This is a genomic window from Mesorhizobium sp. M0028 (assembly GCF_040323855.1).
Classification (GTDB): domain Bacteria; phylum Pseudomonadota; class Alphaproteobacteria; order Rhizobiales; family Rhizobiaceae; genus Mesorhizobium.
Genome location: NZ_JAMYVG010000021.1, coordinates 46,656 through 65,871 on the forward strand (window position 1 = coordinate 46,656; position 19,216 = coordinate 65,871).

Annotated in this window: 22 protein-coding genes, 1 tRNA gene and 1 pseudogene; 6 read left to right on the plus strand and 18 right to left on the minus strand. The window is 63.7% G+C overall.

Annotated elements, in window-relative coordinates:
- Positions 1-53: 53 nt before the first annotated feature.
- Both NKJ93_RS27225 and NKJ93_RS27230 read left to right on the plus strand, forming a co-directional pair.
- A complete protein-coding gene (locus NKJ93_RS27225; RefSeq protein ID WP_352495428.1) occupies positions 54-554 on the plus strand; it encodes a hypothetical protein in 501 nt (166 codons plus the stop codon).
- 88 nt (positions 555-642) lie between these two features.
- On the plus strand, positions 643-1,014 hold the full coding sequence (locus NKJ93_RS27230; RefSeq protein ID WP_352592264.1) for a DUF4087 domain-containing protein: 372 nt from the start codon (positions 643-645) through the stop codon (positions 1,012-1,014).
- A 121-nt stretch (positions 1,015-1,135) separates the two neighbouring features.
- On the opposite strand, the gene NKJ93_RS27235 is transcribed toward NKJ93_RS27230, so the two are convergent.
- The 9 genes from NKJ93_RS27235 to NKJ93_RS27275 all read right to left on the minus strand — a co-directional run bounded on the left by NKJ93_RS27235 (position 1,136) and on the right by NKJ93_RS27275 (position 9,781).
- Positions 1,136-1,220, minus strand: a tRNA-Leu gene (locus NKJ93_RS27235).
- Positions 1,221-1,293: 73 nt separating this feature from the next.
- On the minus strand, positions 1,294-1,914 hold the full coding sequence (locus NKJ93_RS27240) for a 2,3-bisphosphoglycerate-dependent phosphoglycerate mutase (RefSeq protein WP_352495430.1): 621 nt from the start codon (positions 1,912-1,914) through the stop codon (positions 1,294-1,296).
- Between the two features lie 25 nt (positions 1,915-1,939).
- The gene (dapB, locus tag NKJ93_RS27245) at positions 1,940-2,764 is read right to left on the minus strand and encodes a 4-hydroxy-tetrahydrodipicolinate reductase (protein ID WP_036244690.1); all 825 of its coding nucleotides are present in this window, start codon (positions 2,762-2,764) and stop codon (positions 1,940-1,942) included.
- Between the two features lie 5 nt (positions 2,765-2,769).
- On the minus strand, positions 2,770-4,629 hold the full coding sequence (locus tag NKJ93_RS27250) for an ABC transporter ATP-binding protein (RefSeq protein ID WP_352495431.1): 1,860 nt from the start codon (positions 4,627-4,629) through the stop codon (positions 2,770-2,772).
- A 118-nt stretch (positions 4,630-4,747) separates the two neighbouring features.
- Complete coding sequence (locus NKJ93_RS27255) at positions 4,748-5,773, minus strand: glucokinase (protein WP_352592267.1); 1,026 nt, start codon at positions 5,771-5,773, stop codon at positions 4,748-4,750.
- 121 nt (positions 5,774-5,894) lie between these two features.
- Positions 5,895-6,986, minus strand: coding sequence for a penicillin-insensitive murein endopeptidase (gene mepA / locus NKJ93_RS27260; RefSeq protein WP_352592269.1), 1,092 nt, complete (start codon positions 6,984-6,986; stop codon positions 5,895-5,897).
- A gap of 56 nt (positions 6,987-7,042) precedes the next feature.
- Complete coding sequence (locus tag NKJ93_RS27265) at positions 7,043-7,951, minus strand: SDR family oxidoreductase (RefSeq protein ID WP_352495433.1); 909 nt, start codon at positions 7,949-7,951, stop codon at positions 7,043-7,045.
- Positions 7,948-9,108 (minus strand): tRNA epoxyqueuosine(34) reductase QueG, encoded by a 1,161-nt coding sequence (gene queG / locus NKJ93_RS27270; protein ID WP_352592272.1) that lies wholly within the window; start codon positions 9,106-9,108, stop codon positions 7,948-7,950. The genes NKJ93_RS27265 and queG overlap by 4 nt, the downstream gene beginning before the upstream one ends.
- Positions 9,089-9,781, minus strand: coding sequence for a glutathione S-transferase family protein (locus NKJ93_RS27275; protein WP_023678968.1), 693 nt, complete (start codon positions 9,779-9,781; stop codon positions 9,089-9,091). The genes queG and NKJ93_RS27275 overlap by 20 nt, the downstream gene beginning before the upstream one ends.
- 161 nt (positions 9,782-9,942) lie before the next feature.
- Between NKJ93_RS27275 and NKJ93_RS27280 the strand changes: the two genes are divergently transcribed.
- Positions 9,943-10,749, plus strand: coding sequence for an undecaprenyl-diphosphate phosphatase (locus tag NKJ93_RS27280; protein ID WP_023718827.1), 807 nt, complete (start codon positions 9,943-9,945; stop codon positions 10,747-10,749).
- 94 nt (positions 10,750-10,843) lie between these two features.
- Complete coding sequence (locus NKJ93_RS27285; RefSeq protein WP_352592275.1) at positions 10,844-12,079, plus strand: flavin-containing monooxygenase; 1,236 nt, start codon at positions 10,844-10,846, stop codon at positions 12,077-12,079.
- Positions 12,080-12,205: 126 nt separating this feature from the next.
- On the opposite strand, the gene NKJ93_RS27290 is transcribed toward NKJ93_RS27285, so the two are convergent.
- The 4 genes from NKJ93_RS27290 to rsmI form a co-directional block, all read right to left on the minus strand.
- Complete coding sequence (locus tag NKJ93_RS27290) at positions 12,206-12,481, minus strand: metallothionein (RefSeq protein WP_352495436.1); 276 nt, start codon at positions 12,479-12,481, stop codon at positions 12,206-12,208.
- Between the two features lie 44 nt (positions 12,482-12,525).
- The gene (locus NKJ93_RS27295; RefSeq protein ID WP_352495437.1) at positions 12,526-13,563 is read right to left on the minus strand and encodes a complex I NDUFA9 subunit family protein; all 1,038 of its coding nucleotides are present in this window, start codon (positions 13,561-13,563) and stop codon (positions 12,526-12,528) included.
- A gap of 216 nt (positions 13,564-13,779) precedes the next feature.
- Positions 13,780-14,157: a YraN family protein gene (locus tag NKJ93_RS27300; RefSeq protein ID WP_023718831.1), complete on the minus strand. Its 378-nt coding sequence runs from the start codon at positions 14,155-14,157 to the stop codon at positions 13,780-13,782.
- Positions 14,150-15,076 (minus strand): 16S rRNA (cytidine(1402)-2'-O)-methyltransferase, encoded by a 927-nt coding sequence (rsmI, locus tag NKJ93_RS27305; RefSeq protein WP_352592278.1) that lies wholly within the window; start codon positions 15,074-15,076, stop codon positions 14,150-14,152. The genes NKJ93_RS27300 and rsmI overlap by 8 nt, the downstream gene beginning before the upstream one ends.
- Before the next feature lie 175 nt (positions 15,077-15,251).
- Between rsmI and NKJ93_RS27310 the strand changes: the two genes are divergently transcribed.
- Positions 15,252-15,434 (plus strand): hypothetical protein, encoded by a 183-nt coding sequence (locus tag NKJ93_RS27310; RefSeq protein ID WP_352592280.1) that lies wholly within the window; start codon positions 15,252-15,254, stop codon positions 15,432-15,434.
- 7 nt (positions 15,435-15,441) lie between these two features.
- On the plus strand, positions 15,442-15,630 hold the full coding sequence (locus NKJ93_RS27315) for a hypothetical protein (protein ID WP_023718834.1): 189 nt from the start codon (positions 15,442-15,444) through the stop codon (positions 15,628-15,630).
- Between the two features lie 187 nt (positions 15,631-15,817).
- Here NKJ93_RS27315 and NKJ93_RS27320 read toward each other — a convergent pair.
- The 5 genes and pseudogenes from NKJ93_RS27320 to rph all read right to left on the minus strand — a co-directional run bounded on the left by NKJ93_RS27320 (position 15,818) and on the right by rph (position 19,128).
- A pseudogene (locus tag NKJ93_RS27320) lies at positions 15,818-16,139 on the minus strand (low molecular weight protein tyrosine phosphatase family protein).
- Positions 16,140-16,144: 5 nt separating this feature from the next.
- Positions 16,145-17,308, minus strand: a complete 1,164-nt coding sequence (gene hemW / locus NKJ93_RS27325; protein ID WP_352592286.1) for a radical SAM family heme chaperone HemW — start codon at positions 17,306-17,308, stop codon at positions 16,145-16,147.
- Entirely contained in the window at positions 17,305-17,967 is a 663-nt protein-coding gene (rdgB, locus tag NKJ93_RS27330; protein ID WP_352592289.1) for an RdgB/HAM1 family non-canonical purine NTP pyrophosphatase, read from the minus strand. The genes hemW and rdgB overlap by 4 nt, the downstream gene beginning before the upstream one ends.
- Positions 17,967-18,377 carry a VOC family protein gene (locus NKJ93_RS27335; protein ID WP_352592292.1) on the minus strand — a complete coding sequence of 137 codons (411 nt, stop codon included), beginning with the start codon at positions 18,375-18,377 and terminating at the stop codon, positions 17,967-17,969. Before NKJ93_RS27335 ends, rdgB begins: the two co-directional genes overlap by 1 nt.
- 34 nt (positions 18,378-18,411) lie before the next feature.
- Positions 18,412-19,128, minus strand: a complete 717-nt coding sequence (rph, locus tag NKJ93_RS27340; protein WP_352592295.1) for a ribonuclease PH — start codon at positions 19,126-19,128, stop codon at positions 18,412-18,414.
- Positions 19,129-19,216 lie beyond the last annotated feature (88 nt).

Sequence of the window (19,216 nt, forward strand, 5' to 3'; positions counted from 1 at the left end):
ACGAAAGGATGCGGGGGTATCGGCATTGCGTGAGGGGCTAAAGGAGGTGGATTGTGAAACGCTATAGATCACTGCCCGCAGTAACGATTGCAGCATCTGCGCTGTTAGCATGTGCTGTGCCGGCGACAGCCCAGGGCGACCTCGGCTTCGACGTCAACGTCACGCTGTCCAAAAAAGCAGCCGCCAAGCTCGCGACTGAAAAGGAAGGGATCGTTGTCCTCGCCTCCTATTACGGTGACCCGAAGCGGAGTGCCGAGAAGCACGCCAACGAAGTCGGCCAGATCGATCTCACGCCGCAGGACGAAGAGGTCGAGATAGCGGGCACAGCGGGCCACGCCCACATCGGCGGCACAAAGGTCGACACGAAGCGTCTCGACTGGCTTGCCGGCCCTCCCGAGGTCAACGTCAACGTTGCATCCGCACGCAAGAGCAGTCCGGACAATCTGCTCAGCTGCGATTTCATCGACGGTCCACTAAGCGATGTCCAAAGGAAGCCTGTGACGCTTCATTGCGGATTGATCGAAGAAAATGTGGACACGAAGTTGAGGCCATAAGGCCTACAAAATCATGCCGCCTCGTTACCTGCGTCAACGCAGATTATCGGCGGCATGACCTGCTTTACTTAAGGAGGTAAAGGTTCTCATGCGCCCATTATTCGCTACCTGTTTCTGCCTGGCCATCATGTCCTTGCCTGCCGCCGCCTACGCCGAGCGCCGTTGTGGCTGGTACTCCAGCCCGACACCCGGCAACCTCGTCCTGACCGACAGTGACGGGGATTGGTGGATCCAGATGCAGGGGCGACCGGATCCCAAAGGCATCGACAATGTGCCGGCCTTTGACGAGCGGCAATTCGTCGAGACCAATGTGCCTCGTTCCGGCCACGGCTACGGATGCGCGTGCATGACCGTCGTAACCAACGCCAAGCAGCAAAAGATCACCAGAATAATCTCGGGCGAAATCCTTCCGCTCGTGCGCTGTCGCAACGACAGATCGCTGCCTAACCCGGACGGATAATTATTGGATACTTATGGGGTACCATGGGCGACAGCGGACATCGGCTCAAGAAAAAGGCCCGGCAAAACCGGGGCTTTTTCTTGGGGTTTCTGAACCTTATCAAAAGTTCGAAACGGGAATTTGGTGCCCAGAAGAGGACTCGAACCTCCACTCCTTGCGGAACACGGACCTGAACCGTGCGCGTCTACCAATTCCGCCATCTGGGCTGGTGCGCGCTCATTAAGCGGGCAAAGGATGAGTGTCAACGCGCTTTTTTGAAAGCCGCGTTCCTTCTCCGGCTCAGTGCTCCAGCACTTCCTTCGACGCTACCGTGGAATCGGCGTTGAGCGTGTAGATGATCGGCACACCGGTGCCGAGCTCGAGCTTGACGATCTCCTCGCCCGACTTGCCGTCCAGCGCCATGATCAGCGCGCGCAGCGAATTGCCGTGCGCCGCCACCAGCACGGTACCGCCGCGCAGCACATGCGGCTGCAGATCGTGCAGGTAATAGGGCCAGACGCGTGCGCCGGTGTCTTTCAGGCTTTCACCGCCGGGCGGCGGCACGTCGTAGGAGCGGCGCCAGATATGCACCTGGTCCTCGCCCCATTTTTTGCGCGCATCATCCTTGTTGAGGCCGGAGAGATCGCCATAGTCGCGCTCGTTCAGCGCCTGGTCGCGGATGGTCTCGAGCCCGCTCTGGCCGACAGCGTCTAGAATGTGCTGACAGGTCTTCTGCGCCCGGATCAGCGACGACGTGAAGGCGATGTCGAATTTCATGCCGCGCGCCCTGAGCTTGGCGCCGGCCGCCTTGGCTTCGGTATGGCCTAGTTCGGTCAGGTCGACGTCGCGCCAGCCGGTAAAAAGGTTCTTCAGGTTCCACTCGCTCTGGCCGTGGCGCACGAGCACGAGAGTTCTCGACATATTTGCTCCTTCAAATTTTTATGGATCAACTGGTCAGGCCGAGCACGTCCCGCATCGAATAGAGGCCCGGCTTGCGGCCGCGCGCCCACAGGGCTGCCTTGACTGCGCCGCGGGCAAAGATCGCCCGGTCCTCGGCATGGTGGGCGAGCGTGATGCGCTCGCCGGTACCGGCCAGCACCACACTGTGGTCGCCGACGACCGAGCCGCCGCGCAAGCTGGCGAAACCGATCGAGCCTGCCTTGCGCACGCCGGTATGACCGTCGCGCGACCGCACGCTGTTCCCGTCAAGGTCGATGCCGCGCCCATTAGCGGCGGCTTCGCCGAGCAGCAGCGCCGTTCCCGACGGCGCGTCGACCTTGTGCCGGTGATGCATTTCCAGGATCTCGATGTCGAAATCGTCGGCATCGAGCGCGCGCGCCGCCTGCTCCACCAGCACCGCCAGCAGATTGACGCCGAGGCTCATATTGCCTGACTTGACGATCGTCGCGTGCCGCGCGGCGGCCGCGATCCTGGCGTTGTCTTCGGCCGAACAGCCGGTGGTGCCGATGATGTGGGCGATGCGCGCCTGCGCCGCGTAGCCGGCGAATTCGACGGTCGCTTCCGGGGTGGTGAAATCGAGTACGCCGTCGGCCTTGGCGAAGACCGGCAGCGGATCGTCCCCGATCGCCACGCCGAGCCGGCCGACGCCGGCCAGCTCGCCGGCATCCTTGCCGATATGGGGCGATCCGGCCGGCGCGATGGCGCCGGCGACACGCGCGCCCGGTATGGTGTGGATGGCGCGGATCAGCGCCTGGCCCATGCGGCCGGCAGCGCCGACCACCACCAGGCCCATTTCACTCGCGGTCGGCATGTCACTCATGAATGTCTCCCGACCACCTTTTTCGCGCGGGCATTTTGCGCCGCACTCTGGATTGGCTTGCCGTCATCGACAAGCCCCAGCCCTTTCCTGCCTTGCACCCGGTGAAACCGCGCATAGACGCTGTGCGGGTCGGCCATCAGCGAGGCGTGCGTGCCCTGTTCGACCAGCCGGCCCTGCTCCAGCACGATGATATGGTCGGCATTGACCACCGTCGACAGCCGGTGCGCGATGACAATGGTGGTGCGCCCTTCCATGACATGGGTCAGCGCTTCCTGGACGCGGGCCTCGGCCTCGTTGTCGAGCGCCGAGGTGGCTTCGTCGAGCAGCAGGATCGGCGCCTGCCGAACGATGGCGCGGGCAATCGATACGCGCTGGCGCTGGCCGCCCGACAGCGTCACGCCGTTCTCGCCGACGGGCGTGTCGTAGCCTTGCGGCTGCTGGCGAATGAAATCGTCGGCCGCGGCCTGTTGGGCGGCGCGTTCAATCTCGGCGGCGGTGGCGCTCAGCCTGCCGTAGCGGATGTTGTCGCGGATGGTGCCTTCGAACAGATAAGGCTGCTGCGAAACATAGGCGATCGAGCCGCGCAGCGAATGCTTGGTGACCTTTGAAATGTCCTGGCCATCGATATCGATGCTGCCCGACTCGACGTCGTAGAAGCGCTGCAGCAGCGCAACCAGCGTCGTCTTGCCGGCGCCCGAAGCTCCGACGATGGCAGTCACCTTGCCGGCAGCGGCGACAAAGCTCAGATCCTGCAGGACCGGCGCCTCTTCGACATAGCGGAAGGACACATTGTTGAAGCGCACTTCGCCAGAGGTGAATTTCGCCTCGGCGGCTCCCGGCACGTCACCCTGCTGCGGCTCGAGGTCGAGAAGCTCGTAGATCATGCGCGCATTGACCAGCGACTTTTCCATGCCGACCTGCATACGCGCCAGCCGCCTGGCGGGGTCATAGGCAAGCAGCAGGGCGGTGATGAAGGCAAACACCGCGCCCGGCGGTTGGCCGCCGACAGTCGCCCGGTAGCCGGAATAGGCGATGACGCCGGCGACGGCGAAGCCGGCCAGCATTTCGGAGATCGGCGTCAGCCGTTCCGAGACGCGGGCGATCTTGTTTGCCCGCTGCTCGGCGCCCGCGACGAGGCCGCCGATGCGGCGCGACAGCTCGTCTTCCAGAGTGAAGGCCTTGACGATAGCGATGCCTTGCGTCGCTTCCTGCATCGCGCCGATCAGCCGCGAGTTGATCTGCACCGATTCACGGGTGATGCGACGCACCCGGCGCATCAGATAGGTGACACTGTAGATCAAAGGCGGGCCGATCAGCAGCGACATCGCCGAGAGCATCGGGTCCTGCCAGATCATGACGCCGACCAGCGCGACAAGCGACACGGCATCGCGCGCCAGCGATGTCAGCGTCATCGACAGGAGATCGCGGATGCCGTTGACGTTCTCGTTGATCTGCGCGGCGAGCCGGCCCGAGCGGGTGTCGTTGAAGAAGCTGACGCCGAGCTTCATCAGATGGTCGAAGATGCGGCGCTGATAACGCGCCACCAGATTGTTGCCGATTTTGGCCAGCGTCACTGCCTGGCCGTAGCTGGCCAGCCCGCGCAGCATGAAGGCGGCCAGGATCGACACGCTGATCAGCGCGATAAGATCGCCGCGCTGTTGGTAGAAGATCTGATCGATGACATCCTTCATGATCCAGGCTGTGAAGGCGGTCGTCGCCGCGATCGTCACCAGGCACAGCACGGCAAGAGCATAGTACCAGCGATAGTCGCGGCTGTTCTCGGCGATGATGCGGCGGATCACCGCCACGATCTCGCTGGGACGGACTTTCCCTTTGGTTGGTGCTGGAAGTGTCAAGTTGGAGCGCTTTGTGTTTCGGTTCGGCCGGGCTGCAATTCGGCAACCTCTTAACGCCCCAATGGCGGCTTGCCTATGGCCGGGGACGGCGAAACTTCGTCGCGGCGCAGCTTGTGTCCTAGACCCGCCAGCGCCGCCCCGCCGTCTGCACGCCGAACAGCGACGGATTTCTGGCATAGGCGGCCAGCCCTAAAAGCGCCGCTAGCGGATGGGTGATGACATAGACCGGCATGCTGCGCATCAGGGCGCTATGCGGCGCCTTGTCCTCGAAGGCGGCGCGGAAATTGCCGGTGCGCAGTGCCGGCAGGATTTTTTGCGCGATGCCGCCGGTGAGAAACACGCCGCCGCGGCTCATGAACACCAGAGCGAGATCGCCGGCGGTGCGCCCCAGGCAGGTGACGAAGATCGACAGCGCCTCTTCGGCTACCGGATCGTTCTTTGCCAGCGCCGCGGCGGTGATCTCGGCGGGCGTGGTAAAGGGCGACGGCTTGCCGTCCGCCTTGGCCACCGCCCGGTAGGCATTGACCAGGCCGCGCCCGGACAGGATCTGTTCGCCGGAGATGCGGCCCTCGAGCTTCTCGATATGCGGAAACACCTGGAAATCGCGCGGCGAGCGCGGGCCGATATCCATATGGCCGCCCTCGCCGGGCACCGGTATCCAGTGATGCAGCGCATAGACCAGCCCGGCGACGCCGAGCCCGGTTCCCGGGCCGAGCACTACCCGCCCGGAATTCGGTTCCGGCGCGTCACCGCCGATCTTTTCCATATGCTCTTCGCCGAGCGCGACGACGGCCAGCGCCTGCGCCTCGAAGTCGTTGAGCACCACGACGTCGCTGAGACCGAGACTGGCGAACATCTGTCTCGGCTTGACGATCCATGGGCAATTGGTAAGCGGGATCTCGTCGCTTTCGACAGGACCGGCTACCGCCAGCACAGCTGAATTCGGCCGGGCCGACGAGCGGTCGAGCACGGCCGACTGGATCGCCTCGTCGATCGTATTGAAGTTGGCGGTCTGGACGATCGTCGGCTCGCCGGCTTCGGAATTCGCGTCAAGCACGATCGAGAAGCGCGCATTGGTGCCGCCTATGTCGCCGATCAGAATCGGAAACCGCAACAGAGTGTCGTCGTCGCTTACGCCTGGCATGCTCTCGTCCGTTCCCGACGCGTATCGCCGTTCTCTCGTTGACTAGCGCATGACCGCAAAAAGGGAAATCGGTTTTCGAAGTGGAGATGCACGGATGCAGACAGCGAACACGCTGCCCGCATCAGTGCCCCGGTCGTGGCCGCGGCAGCGGAATGCGGATCTCGGGGGTCGCCACAAAGGCGTTCGCCGAGGCCGGAAGCGCTGCCGCGCCGGCTGCGACCGTCGGCGGCGGCGAAGGCTCTGCCGCGGGAGCGGGTACGGCCGCGATCGGCACGCCGTCGCCATAATAGGTGACTGCTTCCGCCGAGGCCGGAGCCGGCGCGTCGAGCACGAACTGGCATTGCCTGGGCAGGTTCGCCATCGTCATCACGTCGCGTGCCTTCGGCTTGTCCGGATTCTTGTTGGGGCGCCACGGCTCCTCGGTGAACCACCAGGCCAGCGCCTGGTCGCAGCCATCGCCTGGCGCCGTCGCTTCCTGCGCCTTGCAGTCGGGTGACCCAGGCTGGCAGCCGATACGAATGTGGAAGTGGTAATCGTGGCCCCAGAACGGCCTGACCTTGCGCAACCAGCTGCGGTCGCCTTTGACCGTGTCGCAGAGCTTCTTCTTGATCCCTGGATTGACCAGGATGCGCTCGACTTCGGGATAGCTCGCGGCGCGCCTCAACAGCCGCGTGTGCATCGGCGTCCACAGGCCATCCTTTACCAGATGGGTCTTTTCATCGACCATCAAGGTAGCGCTGATGTTTTCGCGCTCTTCGGTCGAAAGCTTGCGGTCGGGCATCGGCGTCAGCCAGATGTCGGCGTCGAGGCCGATCTGGTGCGAGGCATGGCCGGTAAGCATCGGTCCGCCGCGCGGTTGCGAGATGTCGCCGATCAGCAGGCCCGGCCAGCCGTCGGCTGCAGCATCGCGTGATAGTTTCTCGATTAGCGCGATCATTGCCGGATGGCCCCAACGGCGGTTGCGCGACGGTCGCATCACCTCCCAGTGCCGGCCGTCCATGGGCAGCGCGACGCCGCCGGAAAAACAGCCTTTGGAATAAAAGCCGATCGATTGCGCTGCTGCGAGTGCCGGCAGCTTTTTGGCGCCGAACAGCTCTTTTGCCCGTTGCTCGGCGCTCGCCGTTTGCGCGGCAAGCGTTAGGCCGGCGACGGCCAGTGCTGCCGTCAGCAGCAGTGTTTTTCCCGGCAAGGCTCGCTTTAACGTCTTCCCCAAGCTGGACCCCTCCGCGATTTGAACCGCATCATACCACGCCCCGCGCAACGTATCGATCACGACCGTTTCATCGGACTGCGCGCCTCGCCGTCGCGCCAGTCGCCGCTCGCCCACATGGCGTCGAGAGCCGAGCGGTAGTCGGGGAAGCGAAAGCCATAGCCGGCCGCCTTGATCGCCGCGTTGGCGACACGCTTGTTCTCGCCATAGAAGGACCGCGCCATGGGCGAAAGTTGGGCGGTCTCGAACGGAATTTCGGGCGGCGGCTCGATGCCCATCAACCTGGCGGCATAGGCGACGACGTCCTGCGGCGGCGCCGGCAGGTCGTCGGTGACGTTGAAGATGCCGCCGCGATCGCCTTCGGCTAGATGCCAGAGAGCGCCGGCAATATCGTCGCAATGGATGCGGTTGAACACCTGGCCCGGCTTGACCAGTCGCCGGGCGGTGCCGTTTTCGAGATTGACCAGGGCGTTGCGGCCCGGCCCATAAATGCCGGAAAGCCGCAGGATCGCCACAGGCCGGTGGATGTCGTGGCCCAGTTGCAGCCAATCCTGCTCGGCTGCGACACGCATCACCGACCGCTTCGACAACGGCCGGCATTCGGCGGCCTCGTCCACCCAGTTGCCGCCATGGTCGCCATAGACGCCGACGGTGGAGAGATAGGCGATCCATTCGAGCTCCGGCATGTTGGCCACGATCACCTCGCGTGCCGCGCCCAGCACCGGGTCGCCGGCCTCGTCCGGCGCGACCGAGACGACGAGATGGGTTGTCTTCCCAAGCGCATCGCCGATTTCGGAAGTCAGCGTGCCATCGAAACGCAGCGGCACGATACCGGCTTGCCGCAGCGCCGCGAATTTTTCCAGCGACCGTGTTGTACCGAAGATCGTTGTGTCGGCATCCCTGTTGGCGCCGGCGAAGGCCCTGCCCGAATAACCGGCGCCGAAGATGAAAATCTGCTTTTTTGTCATGTATGGGCCTCGATCGGCTTTGGCAGGGCCAGAAGCCATTCGCCTCTTACCGCCTCGTCACCTTCTAGTTGCAAAGCGGCTGCGGCACGTTCGGCAAATTCCTGACCCGGCACTAGCCGCGACAGCGCCCATACCGCGGCGCCGCGAACCAGCGGCGAGGCATCGTCGAGCAGCGCGCGGACGGCGCCGGCCAGCGACAAGTCCTGGGAATTGCTGGCCGCGATCAGCACGTTGCGGATAAAACGGTCGCGGCCGATGCGCTGGACCGGCGAGCCCGAAAAAAGCGCGCGGAAGGCAGCGTCGTTCAGGCAAAGCAGCTCGGCGAGCGGCGGTTCGCGCAAGTCCGCGCGGGCGGCAAGCTTAGCCTCGGAGGCAGCTTGGGCGAACTTGTTCCACGGACAGGCGGCCAGGCAGTCGTCGCAGCCATAGATGCGATTGCCGATCTTTTCCCGGAACTCATGTGGGATCGGTCCTTTGTTCTCGATGGTGAGGTATGAAATGCAGCGCCGCGCATCGAGCCGGTAAGGCGCCGGAAAGGCGTCCGTCGGGCAGGCGTCGAGACAGGCGCGGCAGGAGCCGCAATGATCGTCCTCAGGCGCGTCCGGCACCAGCTCGGCCGTCGTGAAGATGGTGCCGAGGAACAGCCAGGAACCATGGGCGCGGCTGACCAGGTTGGTGTGCTTGCCTTGCCAACCGAGGCCGGCCGCCTCGGCCAGCGGCTTTTCCATCACCGGCGCGGTGTCGACAAACACTTTGACGTCGCCGCCGGCGCGCGCAACAAGCTTGCCGGCGATCGCCTTCAGCCGGCCTTTCATGACGTCATGATAATCGCGGTTCTGCGCATAGGCGGAGATCGCGCCGCGATCGCGTTTTGCCAGGATGTCGCGCGGGTCGCGGTCGGGGCCGTAATTCATCGCCAGCACGATGATCGAGCGGACCTCTGGCCAGAGCGCCGCTGGTTTGCCTCGCCGCTCGAGCGTTTCGGCAATCCAGCCCATCGAGCCGTGAAAGCCGTCGGCAACGAATTCGGCCAGCCGTTCCGGCGCCCGCGGAATCGCATCGGGCGTTGTGACGGCGACGGCGTCAAAGCCGGCGTTCCGCGCCTCGCGGTCGATCAGCGCGCGCAGCTTTGCCGTATCAGAAATCGAGGTCCGCATAATGTGACACCGGCGACAGGCCACGCACCCGGTCGGACAGAAGCGGCCGGAACGAAGGCCGTGATTTCACCCTTGTATACCATTCGCGCGCGGCGCTGTGTTCGCGCCAGTCGATCTCGCCGAGATAGTCGAGCACCGACAGTGCCGCCGCCGCCGCGAGATCGGCATAGGTGACCTTGTTGCCGGCCAGCCAATGACGGGTGCCGGCCAGCCAGTTGGTGTATTTCATGTGCTGGCGGATATTGGCGCGGGCGGCGCGGATCGCCGCCGAATCGGGCGAGCCGCCGCCCGCTGTTTCCGGCATGACCGGCTTCAGAACGCGCTCGCGCACCAGATGCCGGGTAACCTCGCTTTCCGCCTTGTTGAGGTACCAGTCGGTCAGCCGGCGGATTTCGGCGCGTTCCATCGGGTCTTCGGCGAATAGCCGCTTGTCGCGCTTGAGTACGCCGCGCGTCTCGTCGAGATATTCGGCAATGACCACTGCGCCAACAATCGGCACGTCGCCCTCGGCAAGCAGGATCGGCAGCGTGCCGGCCGGGTTCAGCGCCAGGAACTCCTTGCGCCGCGTCCACGGCTTCTCTTCGATCAGTGCCAGTTCCTCGCCATACTCGCCAAAGGCGAGGCGGACGAAGCGGCAGCTGGCGAACATCGGATGGTGGAAAAGCGTTAGCATGGTCCCGCGATAATAGAGCGCACTGGCAAATCGCCGGCTGCGCCGGTAAGTCTTGGCCGCCCGATTCAGGGGCTGTCAGGGTGCTGCGACCTATAGGGGGAGTTCCGCGCCGTGACAAGCAAGCCGTTTTCTCAAGCCCTCCCTCCAACGCCGAGGTTGCCATGGAAAGCCAGACCGTCGTCGAAGCGCTGCTGCTCGGCATGCTCGAGGGCCTGACCGAGTTTATTCCGGTGTCTTCGACCGGTCATATCCTGCTCGCCGGCCATTTCCTCGGCTTTCATTCGACCGGCAAGGCCTTCGAGATCCTGATCCAGCTCGGCGCCATATTGGCGATCCTCAGCGTCTATTTCCACCGGCTCTGGAAGATGCTGCTCGAACTGCCATACGATCGGCTGACGCGGCATTTCGTCCTTGGCATTCTCATCGCGTTCCTGCCGGCGGCCGTCGTCGGCGCGCTGGCGCATGATTTCATCAAGACGGTGCTGTTCGAATCGCCGCGGCTGATCTGCATCATGCTGATCATCGGCGGCGTCATCCTGCTGCTGGTCGATCGCATGAAGCCGAAGCCATATTACCACGATGTCGAGCGGTTCCCGACCAGGCTCTATCTGCAGATCGGGCTGTTCCAGTGCTTGTCGCTGATCCCCGGCACATCGCGCTCGGGTTCGACCATCGTCGGCGCGCTGCTGCTCGGGGTCGACAAACGGGCGGCGGCGGAATTCTCCTTCTTCCTTGCCATCCCGACCATGGTCGGCGCCTTCGCCTTCGACCTGTTCAAGAACCGCAATGTGCTGAGCAGTGCCGACCTGCCTATCATCGCCGTCGGCTTCGTCGCCGCCTTCGTCACCGCGCTAATCGTCGTGCGCTTCCTGCTCGACTATGTCTCGCGCCATGGCTATGCGCTGTTCGGCTGGTGGCGGCTGGTCGTGGGCATCGTCGGCCTGGCGGGGCTGGCAATCTGGGGGTGAGCCGGCGCGGATAGCGCAATCCCAGCCGGAACTCTGTTCTTGCCCGAAGCCGAGCCATACGATCTTGTGGACGTATGGTTGGCAGGGGGAATGCATGAGCGAAGTTCTTGACGCCCTCGTTATTGGCGCCGGTCCGGCGGGGCTCGGCGTCAGCTACTTCTTGAAACGGCAGGGCCGCGACCACCGTGTGCTCGATCGAGGCCGGATCGGCGAAACGTGGCGAACGCAGCGATGGAATTCGTTTCGACTGAATTCGCCGACCATTCGCTCCATCTTACCCGGTGATTCCTACGAGGGGCCGGAGCCCTGGGGCGCGATAACCCACCACGAATTTGTCGCGTATCTCGAAGGCTATGCCGAGCGGCACCGCCTGCCGGTAAGCACCCAAACTCCGGTTCAAGAGCTGACGAGAGACGATGGGATCTTTCGCGTCACTACGGCGGCTCGTGGCGTGCTTCTGGCGCGCAATGTGGTGATCGCCACCGGCGACCAGAACCGACAGGTCCGGCCACCAGGGTCGGCGGACTTGCCGGCGGCAGTTCGCCAAGTCGATTCTTCGGCTTATCGCAACCCGGCCGAGTTCGAGAATGGCGCGGTGCTGGTGGTCGGCAGCGGCCAGTCGGGCGGCCAGATCGCCGAGGATCTGGCGGTGGCCGGACGTGCGGTCTTTTTGGCGACCAGCCGCAACGGCCGTTGGGTGCGGCGCTACCGCGGGGGCAACATACTTAAATGGCTGACGCTGTCCGGTTTTCTCGACGTTCCGCGCAAGGAACTCGTCCTCCCCTCCGGCAAGCTGCAGGCCCGCGCGCTGGTCGGCGCGACCCATACAATCAGCCTGCAATCGCTGAGTGCACAGGGCGTGGTGCTGCTCGGCCGCTTCAGGGGCGTGGAGAATGGCAGCCTCGTCTTCGGCGACGAACTCGACGACCATATGCGATTTGCCGACGAGGTTTCGGCGAATGCCAAGCGCCTGGTCGACGAGTACATTGAGCGCGCCGGCCTCGATGCGCCCCTGGCCGAGGATGATCCAGCCGAGACGGTTGCCCCGCGCTTGCCCGATCCTCCGATCCGCTCCCTCGACTGGACGGCGAGCGGCATCAGATCAGTGATCTGGTGCACGGGTTTCACCGGCGATTTCTCATGGGTCCGGCTTCCTGGCGCGCTCGATGCGGCCGGCCAGCCCGTCCACGAGGATGGCGTCGGCGCTGTTCCAGGTCTCTTTTTCGCCGGCCTCGATTTCGGGTCGACACGGAAATCGGGCACCATACCGGCCATTCCAGAGGAGGTGGCTGGCATTGTGGAGCGACTTGTCCAGGTGCGGCGGCCTTGACCTCGGCGCGTCTGGACCTCGGCTGGTCGTCGTCGGGCTGACAGCACTGGCCATATAGGGACCATATAGGGATGAGCCGGCGCAGTCATTCGGAATGGTCGCCCTGGAGACGCCAAAGGAGGTGCATCAAGGCGCGCGATCGGTCAGCGCGCTCGCACCTTCCTCAGCGGCGCAATGTGCGCAGCAGTAGATGATGTCATCCTGTTCGACGCCATGTCCGATGATCCGGCATCCGCAATGCGGACACGTCGGAGCAAGTTTCTGGACCGCGCATTCGAAGCTGTCGAATGTGTAGGTCTCCTCGGCCATCGTCACTTTGAAAGCCTTGTCGTAGTCATTCCCGCATTGATCGCATCTGGCCATGGTTCTTTTCCTTCTTTCATTGGCTTCAAGCTCGACCAACCTGTCGCGCGGCGATAGGTTCCCGCCAGGATCAGAGGGCCGTCCTAAGGCGGAGACGAGCGCGAGCCTACGCCACGGCGCTGTTCGATCACGCGGATCACCTCGTCGATATCCCGCGGCTCGATGTCGAGTTCCTTCAGGCCCGGCGCGTCGATTGCTGCCACATTATCCTGACGCATAAGATCGATCTGGTTGCGCGTTATGGGGGCAGCCGGGAGGAGTTCCGCGACGCCAGCCAAGGCGTTCCATACAGCAAACGGCACCGGCATCAGCTTTACGTGCGTATCGAGCTGTCGGGCGATCTCCCGAAGCAATTCCTTATAGGTATAGATACGCGGGCCCCCGAATTCGAATATGGATGAACCCTTGTGGCTTCGCCCGTCGATCAGCCGGCTCACTGCTTCCGCGACGTCGGCCACATAGACCGGCTGAAGCCGTGTGCCACCATCGCCGAACAGCGGATAGACCGGCAGGAGGCGTATCAGCCTCACAATGGTCGTGAGGAAAGCGTCGTCAGGTCCTGTCATGACGGCGGGACGCACAATGAAAGCGCCGGGAAATGCGTTTCCCACGGCAACTTCTCCGCGCCCACGTGCCCTTATATAATTCGAATCCGATTGAGGATCGGAGCCGATCCCTGAAATCTGGACGAACTGATCGATCTCGACCTTGCGCGACACGGCAGCGAGATCGGCCGCGGCTTTCACATGGACGCGTTCAAAGGTCTGGACGCCCTGCTCGACGTAAAGACTGATAGCATTCACGACCGCCTGTGATCCGGTAATGGCCGACCCAATCGAGGACGCATCCAATATATCCGCCTCGACTGCTTCGGGCATCCTTGTAATCGAGGAAAAGACCAGGGCCACGCGAGCCGGATGGCGAGATGCGGCGCGCACCGTGAAACCCCTTTCCAGGAGCCGCGTCACGATCCTGCGCCCGAGAAAGCCAGTTCCGCCGAACACGGTGACGATCCGTTCCTGGTTGAGATCGTCAGGATCCATTTGCCTCGCCATCCCTTGTCCTCGCACGCCTGCCACGAGGACTGCCCTGATCGGCATTTGAACCAGCCCGTCGAACATCAGGACGGTTGGAGAACAACGCAGGAACGCTTTTGTTCCAGTCAGTGCTGGGCGGAGACGAGGTCGACAAACCGATCGATTGAGCGAATCCAGGTGAGCGTCGGCACATGATCCAGGCAGCAAATGGCGCTACTTGCTTGTTCCTATCGACGAGACGACAGGCAATCGAATCTGAACCGGAGATCGCGGCAAAACCGACCCCACTTCGGGAATGACCTAGTTCCCCCCGTAAAAAACGTTCTCGACATGCACCGGCCAGCGCCACGGCAATACCGCCACCATGTCGAAGCGCACCGATAATTTTCCGTAGTCGGATTGGCGCGACAGCCAGAAATCGGCCGCGCCTTCGATGCGGCGCTCCGATTCGCGGCCGACGGCCTCCATCGCCTCGATCAGCGTACGGCGTGCCTTGACCTCGACGATCAGCACCAAATCGCCACGCCGCGCGATCAGGTCGATCTCGCCAAACCTGGTACGGTGGCGGCGGGCAAGAATCCGGTAGCCCTTCAGCATCAGCGCCGCCGCCGCCAGCCATTCACCGTGATGGCCGCGCCGGTAGGCCTTTTGCCGGCTGGCGCTCCGCCGTTCAGCCATCGCGGTCTCCGCCGGCCCCGTCTCTTCCGGCATTCCTGAGGTCGAGCAGCCGTCGGTAGAGCGTCTGTTTTTGGCCACCCGTCATCTTGGCGGCTTCCGCCGCCGCCTTGGAGGCCGGCATCTCGGCCGCCAGCGAAAGCAGCAGCCGGTCGATGTCTTCAGGCTCATCAGCGACCGCATCGGCCGGGCCGACGCAGATGACGATTTCGCCCTTAGGCGTATCGGCTGCCGCGTAATGGCCGGCGAGTGACTGCAGGGTGCCGGTCCGCATCTCCTCGAAAGTCTTGGTCAGCTCGCGGCCGATCGCCGCCTTGCGGGCGCCGCCCAGCACCTCGACCATGGCACTGAGCGTCTCGGCCAGCCGGCGCGGCGATTCGAAGAAGATCAACGTTGCCGGCACCGCCTTCAGCGCTTCCAGCCGCGTCAGCCGCTGGCCGGTCTTCACCGGCAGGAAGCCGGCAAACAGAAAGGCGTCCGAAGGCAGGCCGGATGCCGTCAGAGCGGCAAGTGGCGCCGACGGTCCGGGGATCGGCACGACACGAATGCCGCGTTCCAGCGCCTCGCCAACCAGCCGGTAGCCGGGATCGGAGATGAGCGGTGTGCCGGCATCAGAGATCAGCGCTACGCTCTGCCCGGCCAGCAGTGCCGCGATCAGCTTCGGCCCGGCCTCGCCGGCATTGTGCTCGTGATAGGCGGTGGTGCGGCGGCGGATGCCGTAGCGGTCGAGCAGGACGCGCGAAACACGCGTGTCCTCGCAGGCGACGATATCTGCGGCGGCGAGCGTTTCCAGCGCGCGCAGCGTGATGTCGGCGAGATTGCCGATCGGCGTAGCCACCAGATAGAGCGCCGGCTCGAGCGGCCGGGCGGCGATCTCGGTCTGCCCGACCACATAACTGCGTTTGGCCAATTCGCCGGTCACCTGCACAACTCCGTTCGACCCTGTTTGGCACGGCTCATGCCTGGTTGCAAAAGCCTGGGTTGCAAACGCCCGGTTCCAAACGGGGTCCCGACGTGAACCGGCCGCCATGCCTTTGCCATAGTAGGGAACGAAACCGTTGCCGGCGAATTTTAACCCTGATCTTGGGAGGAGCAGGATGGACAGCCTGACGATACAGGACGTTTTCGAACCCTATTATGCCGGCCGCAAGCGCTTCGCCGCGCCAGGCGACAAGAGCCTGCGTGGCAACGCGGATGGCGAGGCCAGGAAACCGCTCGCACGCCAGCCATTGGCAGAGAGCAAGCCCGTAACCGAAACCGACAGCCCGACGGAGCACTGACCGGACGATGCCCAATCGCTTCGATATTTTCATCACCCGTCTCGAAACAAAAAGCGCCCGCGATGGCGCAGCATCACATCCCACAGGCGACCAGCATTCTGCCCCGCGCGACAAGAGCGAGATCAAGCAGACCCGCTCCGGAGAAGCGCATGCCGAGAAGGACCGCGGCAAGCGTCGTTTCAAGCACGACGCTTGATCCTCTTTTCGTCATCCTGGGACGGAGCAAGGAGCGCAGCGACGCGGCGCAGACCCCAGGATCCATGCCGTAACATTCAAGCGTTTCGACAGTTCAGAATTCTACCGCAGCATTCTTCGACAAGGGTAGCGGCATGGATCCTCGGGTTAAGCCCGAGCATGACGAAGGCGCGGTAGCGCGACAGCCTTCAGAGATATCGCGATACCTTGACCCGCCAGCAACCAGACCAGTTCCTGGTCCATGAATTCATAGTCGTCGGGAATATCGAGGCAGATCACCCGAGCCTTCCTTAGACTGGCCCTGAATTTCCGCTGCAGTTTGCCGCGGTGCGCCTTTTCCATCACGAAGATGATATCGGCCCAGGCGACGAGTTCGCGCGTCAACGGAGTGTCGGCATCGTGATTGGTGCCGGCTGAAGCGACCTCGATGTCCCTGCGACCGGAAAACACCTGCTCCGCCGTCGGGCTGCGCAAGCGATTCTGGCTGCAGACGAAGAGAACGTTCTTCACCGGTACTATCTAGCCAAATCCGCCACGACCGCATCGAGCACGATCATGCCGGCCGGCGTGGCGCGCAGGCGGGCATTGCCGATCGGCGCCACCAAGCCTTCGTCCTGCAGCACCGACAGCCGTGCCGTCGACAGGCCGCGCCCTGAAAACGCCTCGTAGCGGGAAAGGTCGATGCCTTCCGCCAGCCTCAGCCCCATCAGCAGGAACTCGTCGGCTTCTTCCGATCGCGTCAGGATCTCGCCGCCGGTGACGCCATGGCCCTTGGCCTCGACCAGATTGGCCCAGGTCTCCGGCATTTTCTCGGCGATTGTCACCACGCGCCGGCCGCTCTCGACGAAACGGCCATGCGCACCGGGACCGACGCCGACATATTCGCCATAGCGCCAGTAGGTGAGATTGTGCCGGCTTTCAGCGCCGGGCCTGGCGTGGTTGGAAATCTCGTAGGCCGGCAGTCCGTGCGCGGCGGTGATCTCCTGCGTCAACGCATAGAGATCGGCGGCAACATCGTTGTCTGGAATGATGAATTTCCTTGCTGCATGCAGTGCATGGAACGGCGTGCCTTCCTCGATGGTCAGCTGGTACAGCGACAGATGGTCGGCGGCGTGGCCGATCGCCTGCTCGAGTTCCGTCTGCCACGCTTCAGGCGTCTGGTCCGGCCGCACGTAGATCAGGTCGAAGGACAACCGTGGGAAAATCTCGCGCGCCAGGCCGATCGCATGCAGGGCCTCATCGACATTGTGCAAACGGCCGAGAAAGCGCAGATCCTTGTCGTTCAGCGCCTGCACGCCAAGCGACACCCGGTTGACGCCCGCCGCGCGATAGCCGCGAAAGCGCTCGGCCTCGACCGAGGAAGGATTGGCCTCCAGCGTCACCTCGATGCCATCTGGTACCGTCCAGTTCTTCGCCACGGCATCCAGCACCGCCGCCACGGTCTGCGGCTTCATCAGCGACGGCGTACCGCCACCGAGAAAGATGCTTGTCACCTCGCGCGGCCCGGTGCGGCCGCGCATGGTCGCCAGCTCGGCCTCGAAGGCGCGCGCAAAACGCTCCTGGTCGACCGGCTGGTGGCGGACATGGCTGTTGAAGTCGCAATAGGGGCACTTGGCCGCGCAGAACGGCCAGTGGATGTAGACGCCAAAACCCGGGCTGCGGTCGAGCAGCATGGTCATGCGGCGGCCAATCGGGCTTGCGCGAATTTCTGGAAGGCGCGGGCGCGGTGCGACAATGCTGTCGGCTGGCCGGGCTTCCAGCCATGTTTTTCCTCCGCGCTCATCTCGCCGAAGGTCTTTTCGAACCCATTGGGCAAGAACACCGGGTCGTAGCCGAAGCCGAGTTCGCCGCGCGGCGGCCATACCAGCGTACCTTCGACCTCGCCGCGAAAATATTCAGCCTGGCCGTCGGGAAAGGCCAGGCAGATGACCGCGACAAAGCGGCCCTTGCGCTGAGCAGGCGCGATCGCGCCAACTTCCTGCAAGGCCACTTCCGTGCGCTGCATGGCCATGCCGAAGTCGCGGGGGCCGTCCGGCGTCTCGGCCCAGTTGGCAGTGTAGACGCCGGGTGCGCCGTCGAGCGCATCGACACATAGGCCGGAATCGTCCGACAGCGCCGGCAATCCAGTGGCCTTGGCAGCGGCCAAGGCTTTTATGAGGGCGTTCTCCTCGAAAGTGGTGCCGGTCTCGTCCGGTTCCGGCAGGCCGTACTCCTTGGCCGACTTCGCTTCTATGCCGAACGGCGCCATCAGATCGGCGAATTCGCGCAATTTGCCGGCATTGTGGCTTGCGACGACGATCTTATGCCCATCAAGCGAATGAACAGTTGGCGAATGCATCAGATGCCCCAAATTCTTGGCTCGGCGAATTCGATCGAATTGCCCGAGGGGTCGCGAATATAGATCGAGCGGCCGCCTTGCGGCCACTCGAACTCGCTTTCGATGGCGATGCTCTTTGCTTCCAGGTGCGCTTTCCAGCGCACGATCTCGTCGGCGCTTGCGGCGAAACAGAGATGGCCCTCGCCGACCGCGCCATGCGGCGGCACCGGCAGCCTGGCATCGGACGCCGGCGGCACTTTGGTCGCCTCGGCATTGAAGATAAGCAGCACGCCGTCGCCGCAGCGGAAGAAGAGATGCCTGCCGTCGACCCTGCCGAGCGGATCGAGCCCGAGGGCGCCCGAATAGAACTGTTCCGCGGCAGCAAGATCCGTCACGTAGAGTGCTGATTCCAGGATTGCGGAAGGGGTCACAGGATTATCAATCCTCATCGTCATAAACTGAAGATCAGTCCACCGCCATCTGCTGCAGGCTGACCAGGCGCTGAATGCCCTTCTTGGCCAGCCCCATCAAGGCCGCGAACTGCTCTTCCGAGAACGGCTCGCCCTCGGCCGTGCCCTGGATCTCGACGATACCGCCCTTGCCGGTCATGACGAAATTGGCGTCGGTGCCGGCCGAGGAATCCTCGACATAGTCAAGGTCGATGACCGGCTGGCCATCATGGATGCCGCAGGAGATCGCCGCAACGTGATCCTTCAGCACCTTGCCCAGGCTCGCCATTTGGCGGGCTTCCATCCAGCGCAGGCAATCGTAAAGCGCCACCCAGCCGCCGGTGATCGAAGCGGTGCGCGTGCCGCCATCGGCCTGGATCACGTCGCAGTCGACAGTGATCTGCTGCTCGCCGAGCGCCTGCAGATCGACCACGGCGCGCAGGGAGCGGCCGATCAGCCGCTGGATCTCCAGCGTGCGGCCGCCTTGTTTGCCGGCCGAAGCCTCGCGGCGCATGCGCTCGCCGGTCGAACGCGGCAGCATGCCGTATTCCGCCGTCACCCAGCCCTTACCGGAGTTGCGCATCCAACCCGGCACCTTTTCCTCCAGGCTGGCCGTGCACAGCACATGCGTGTCGCCGAACTTCACCAGGCACGAGCCTTCCGCATGCTTGGAGACGCCGCGCTCGAAGGAGATGGGGCGCATTTCGTCGAACTGGCGTTTGGAAGGGCGCATTCAGGCTTCTTTCTTTCTTCGGAATCTTGGCCGGCTTGTAGCCGCACGGGGCGTGAGGCGCAAAGGAAAATGGACCGGTTGCGCCGAC

What these genes read in the sequence shown, in the direction of transcription:
- NKJ93_RS27230 (WP_352592264.1), top strand. Translation starts at nt 643, where the DNA reads ATGCGCCCATTATTCGCTACCTGTTTCTGCCTGGCCATCATGTCCTTG.
- NKJ93_RS27240 (WP_352495430.1), bottom strand. Translation starts at nt 1,914, where the DNA reads ATGTCGAGAACTCTCGTGCTCGTGCGCCACGGCCAGAGCGAGTGGAAC.
- dapB (WP_036244690.1), bottom strand. Translation starts at nt 2,764, where the DNA reads ATGCCGACCGCGAGTGAAATGGGCCTGGTGGTGGTCGGCGCTGCCGGC.
- NKJ93_RS27255 (WP_352592267.1), bottom strand. Translation starts at nt 5,773, where the DNA reads ATGCCAGGCGTAAGCGACGACGACACTCTGTTGCGGTTTCCGATTCTG.
- NKJ93_RS27265 (WP_352495433.1), bottom strand. Translation starts at nt 7,951, where the DNA reads ATGACAAAAAAGCAGATTTTCATCTTCGGCGCCGGTTATTCGGGCAGG.
- queG (WP_352592272.1), bottom strand. Translation starts at nt 9,108, where the DNA reads ATGCGGACCTCGATTTCTGATACGGCAAAGCTGCGCGCGCTGATCGAC.
- NKJ93_RS27275 (WP_023678968.1), bottom strand. Translation starts at nt 9,781, where the DNA reads ATGCTAACGCTTTTCCACCATCCGATGTTCGCCAGCTGCCGCTTCGTC.
- NKJ93_RS27280 (WP_023718827.1), top strand. Translation starts at nt 9,943, where the DNA reads ATGGAAAGCCAGACCGTCGTCGAAGCGCTGCTGCTCGGCATGCTCGAG.
- NKJ93_RS27285 (WP_352592275.1), top strand. Translation starts at nt 10,844, where the DNA reads ATGAGCGAAGTTCTTGACGCCCTCGTTATTGGCGCCGGTCCGGCGGGG.
- NKJ93_RS27295 (WP_352495437.1), bottom strand. Translation starts at nt 13,563, where the DNA reads ATGTTCGACGGGCTGGTTCAAATGCCGATCAGGGCAGTCCTCGTGGCA.
- NKJ93_RS27300 (WP_023718831.1), bottom strand. Translation starts at nt 14,157, where the DNA reads ATGGCTGAACGGCGGAGCGCCAGCCGGCAAAAGGCCTACCGGCGCGGC.
- NKJ93_RS27310 (WP_352592280.1), top strand. Translation starts at nt 15,252, where the DNA reads ATGGACAGCCTGACGATACAGGACGTTTTCGAACCCTATTATGCCGGC.
- NKJ93_RS27315 (WP_023718834.1), top strand. Translation starts at nt 15,442, where the DNA reads ATGCCCAATCGCTTCGATATTTTCATCACCCGTCTCGAAACAAAAAGC.
- hemW (WP_352592286.1), bottom strand. Translation starts at nt 17,308, where the DNA reads ATGACCATGCTGCTCGACCGCAGCCCGGGTTTTGGCGTCTACATCCAC.
- rdgB (WP_352592289.1), bottom strand. Translation starts at nt 17,967, where the DNA reads ATGCATTCGCCAACTGTTCATTCGCTTGATGGGCATAAGATCGTCGTC.
- rph (WP_352592295.1), bottom strand. Translation starts at nt 19,128, where the DNA reads ATGCGCCCTTCCAAACGCCAGTTCGACGAAATGCGCCCCATCTCCTTC.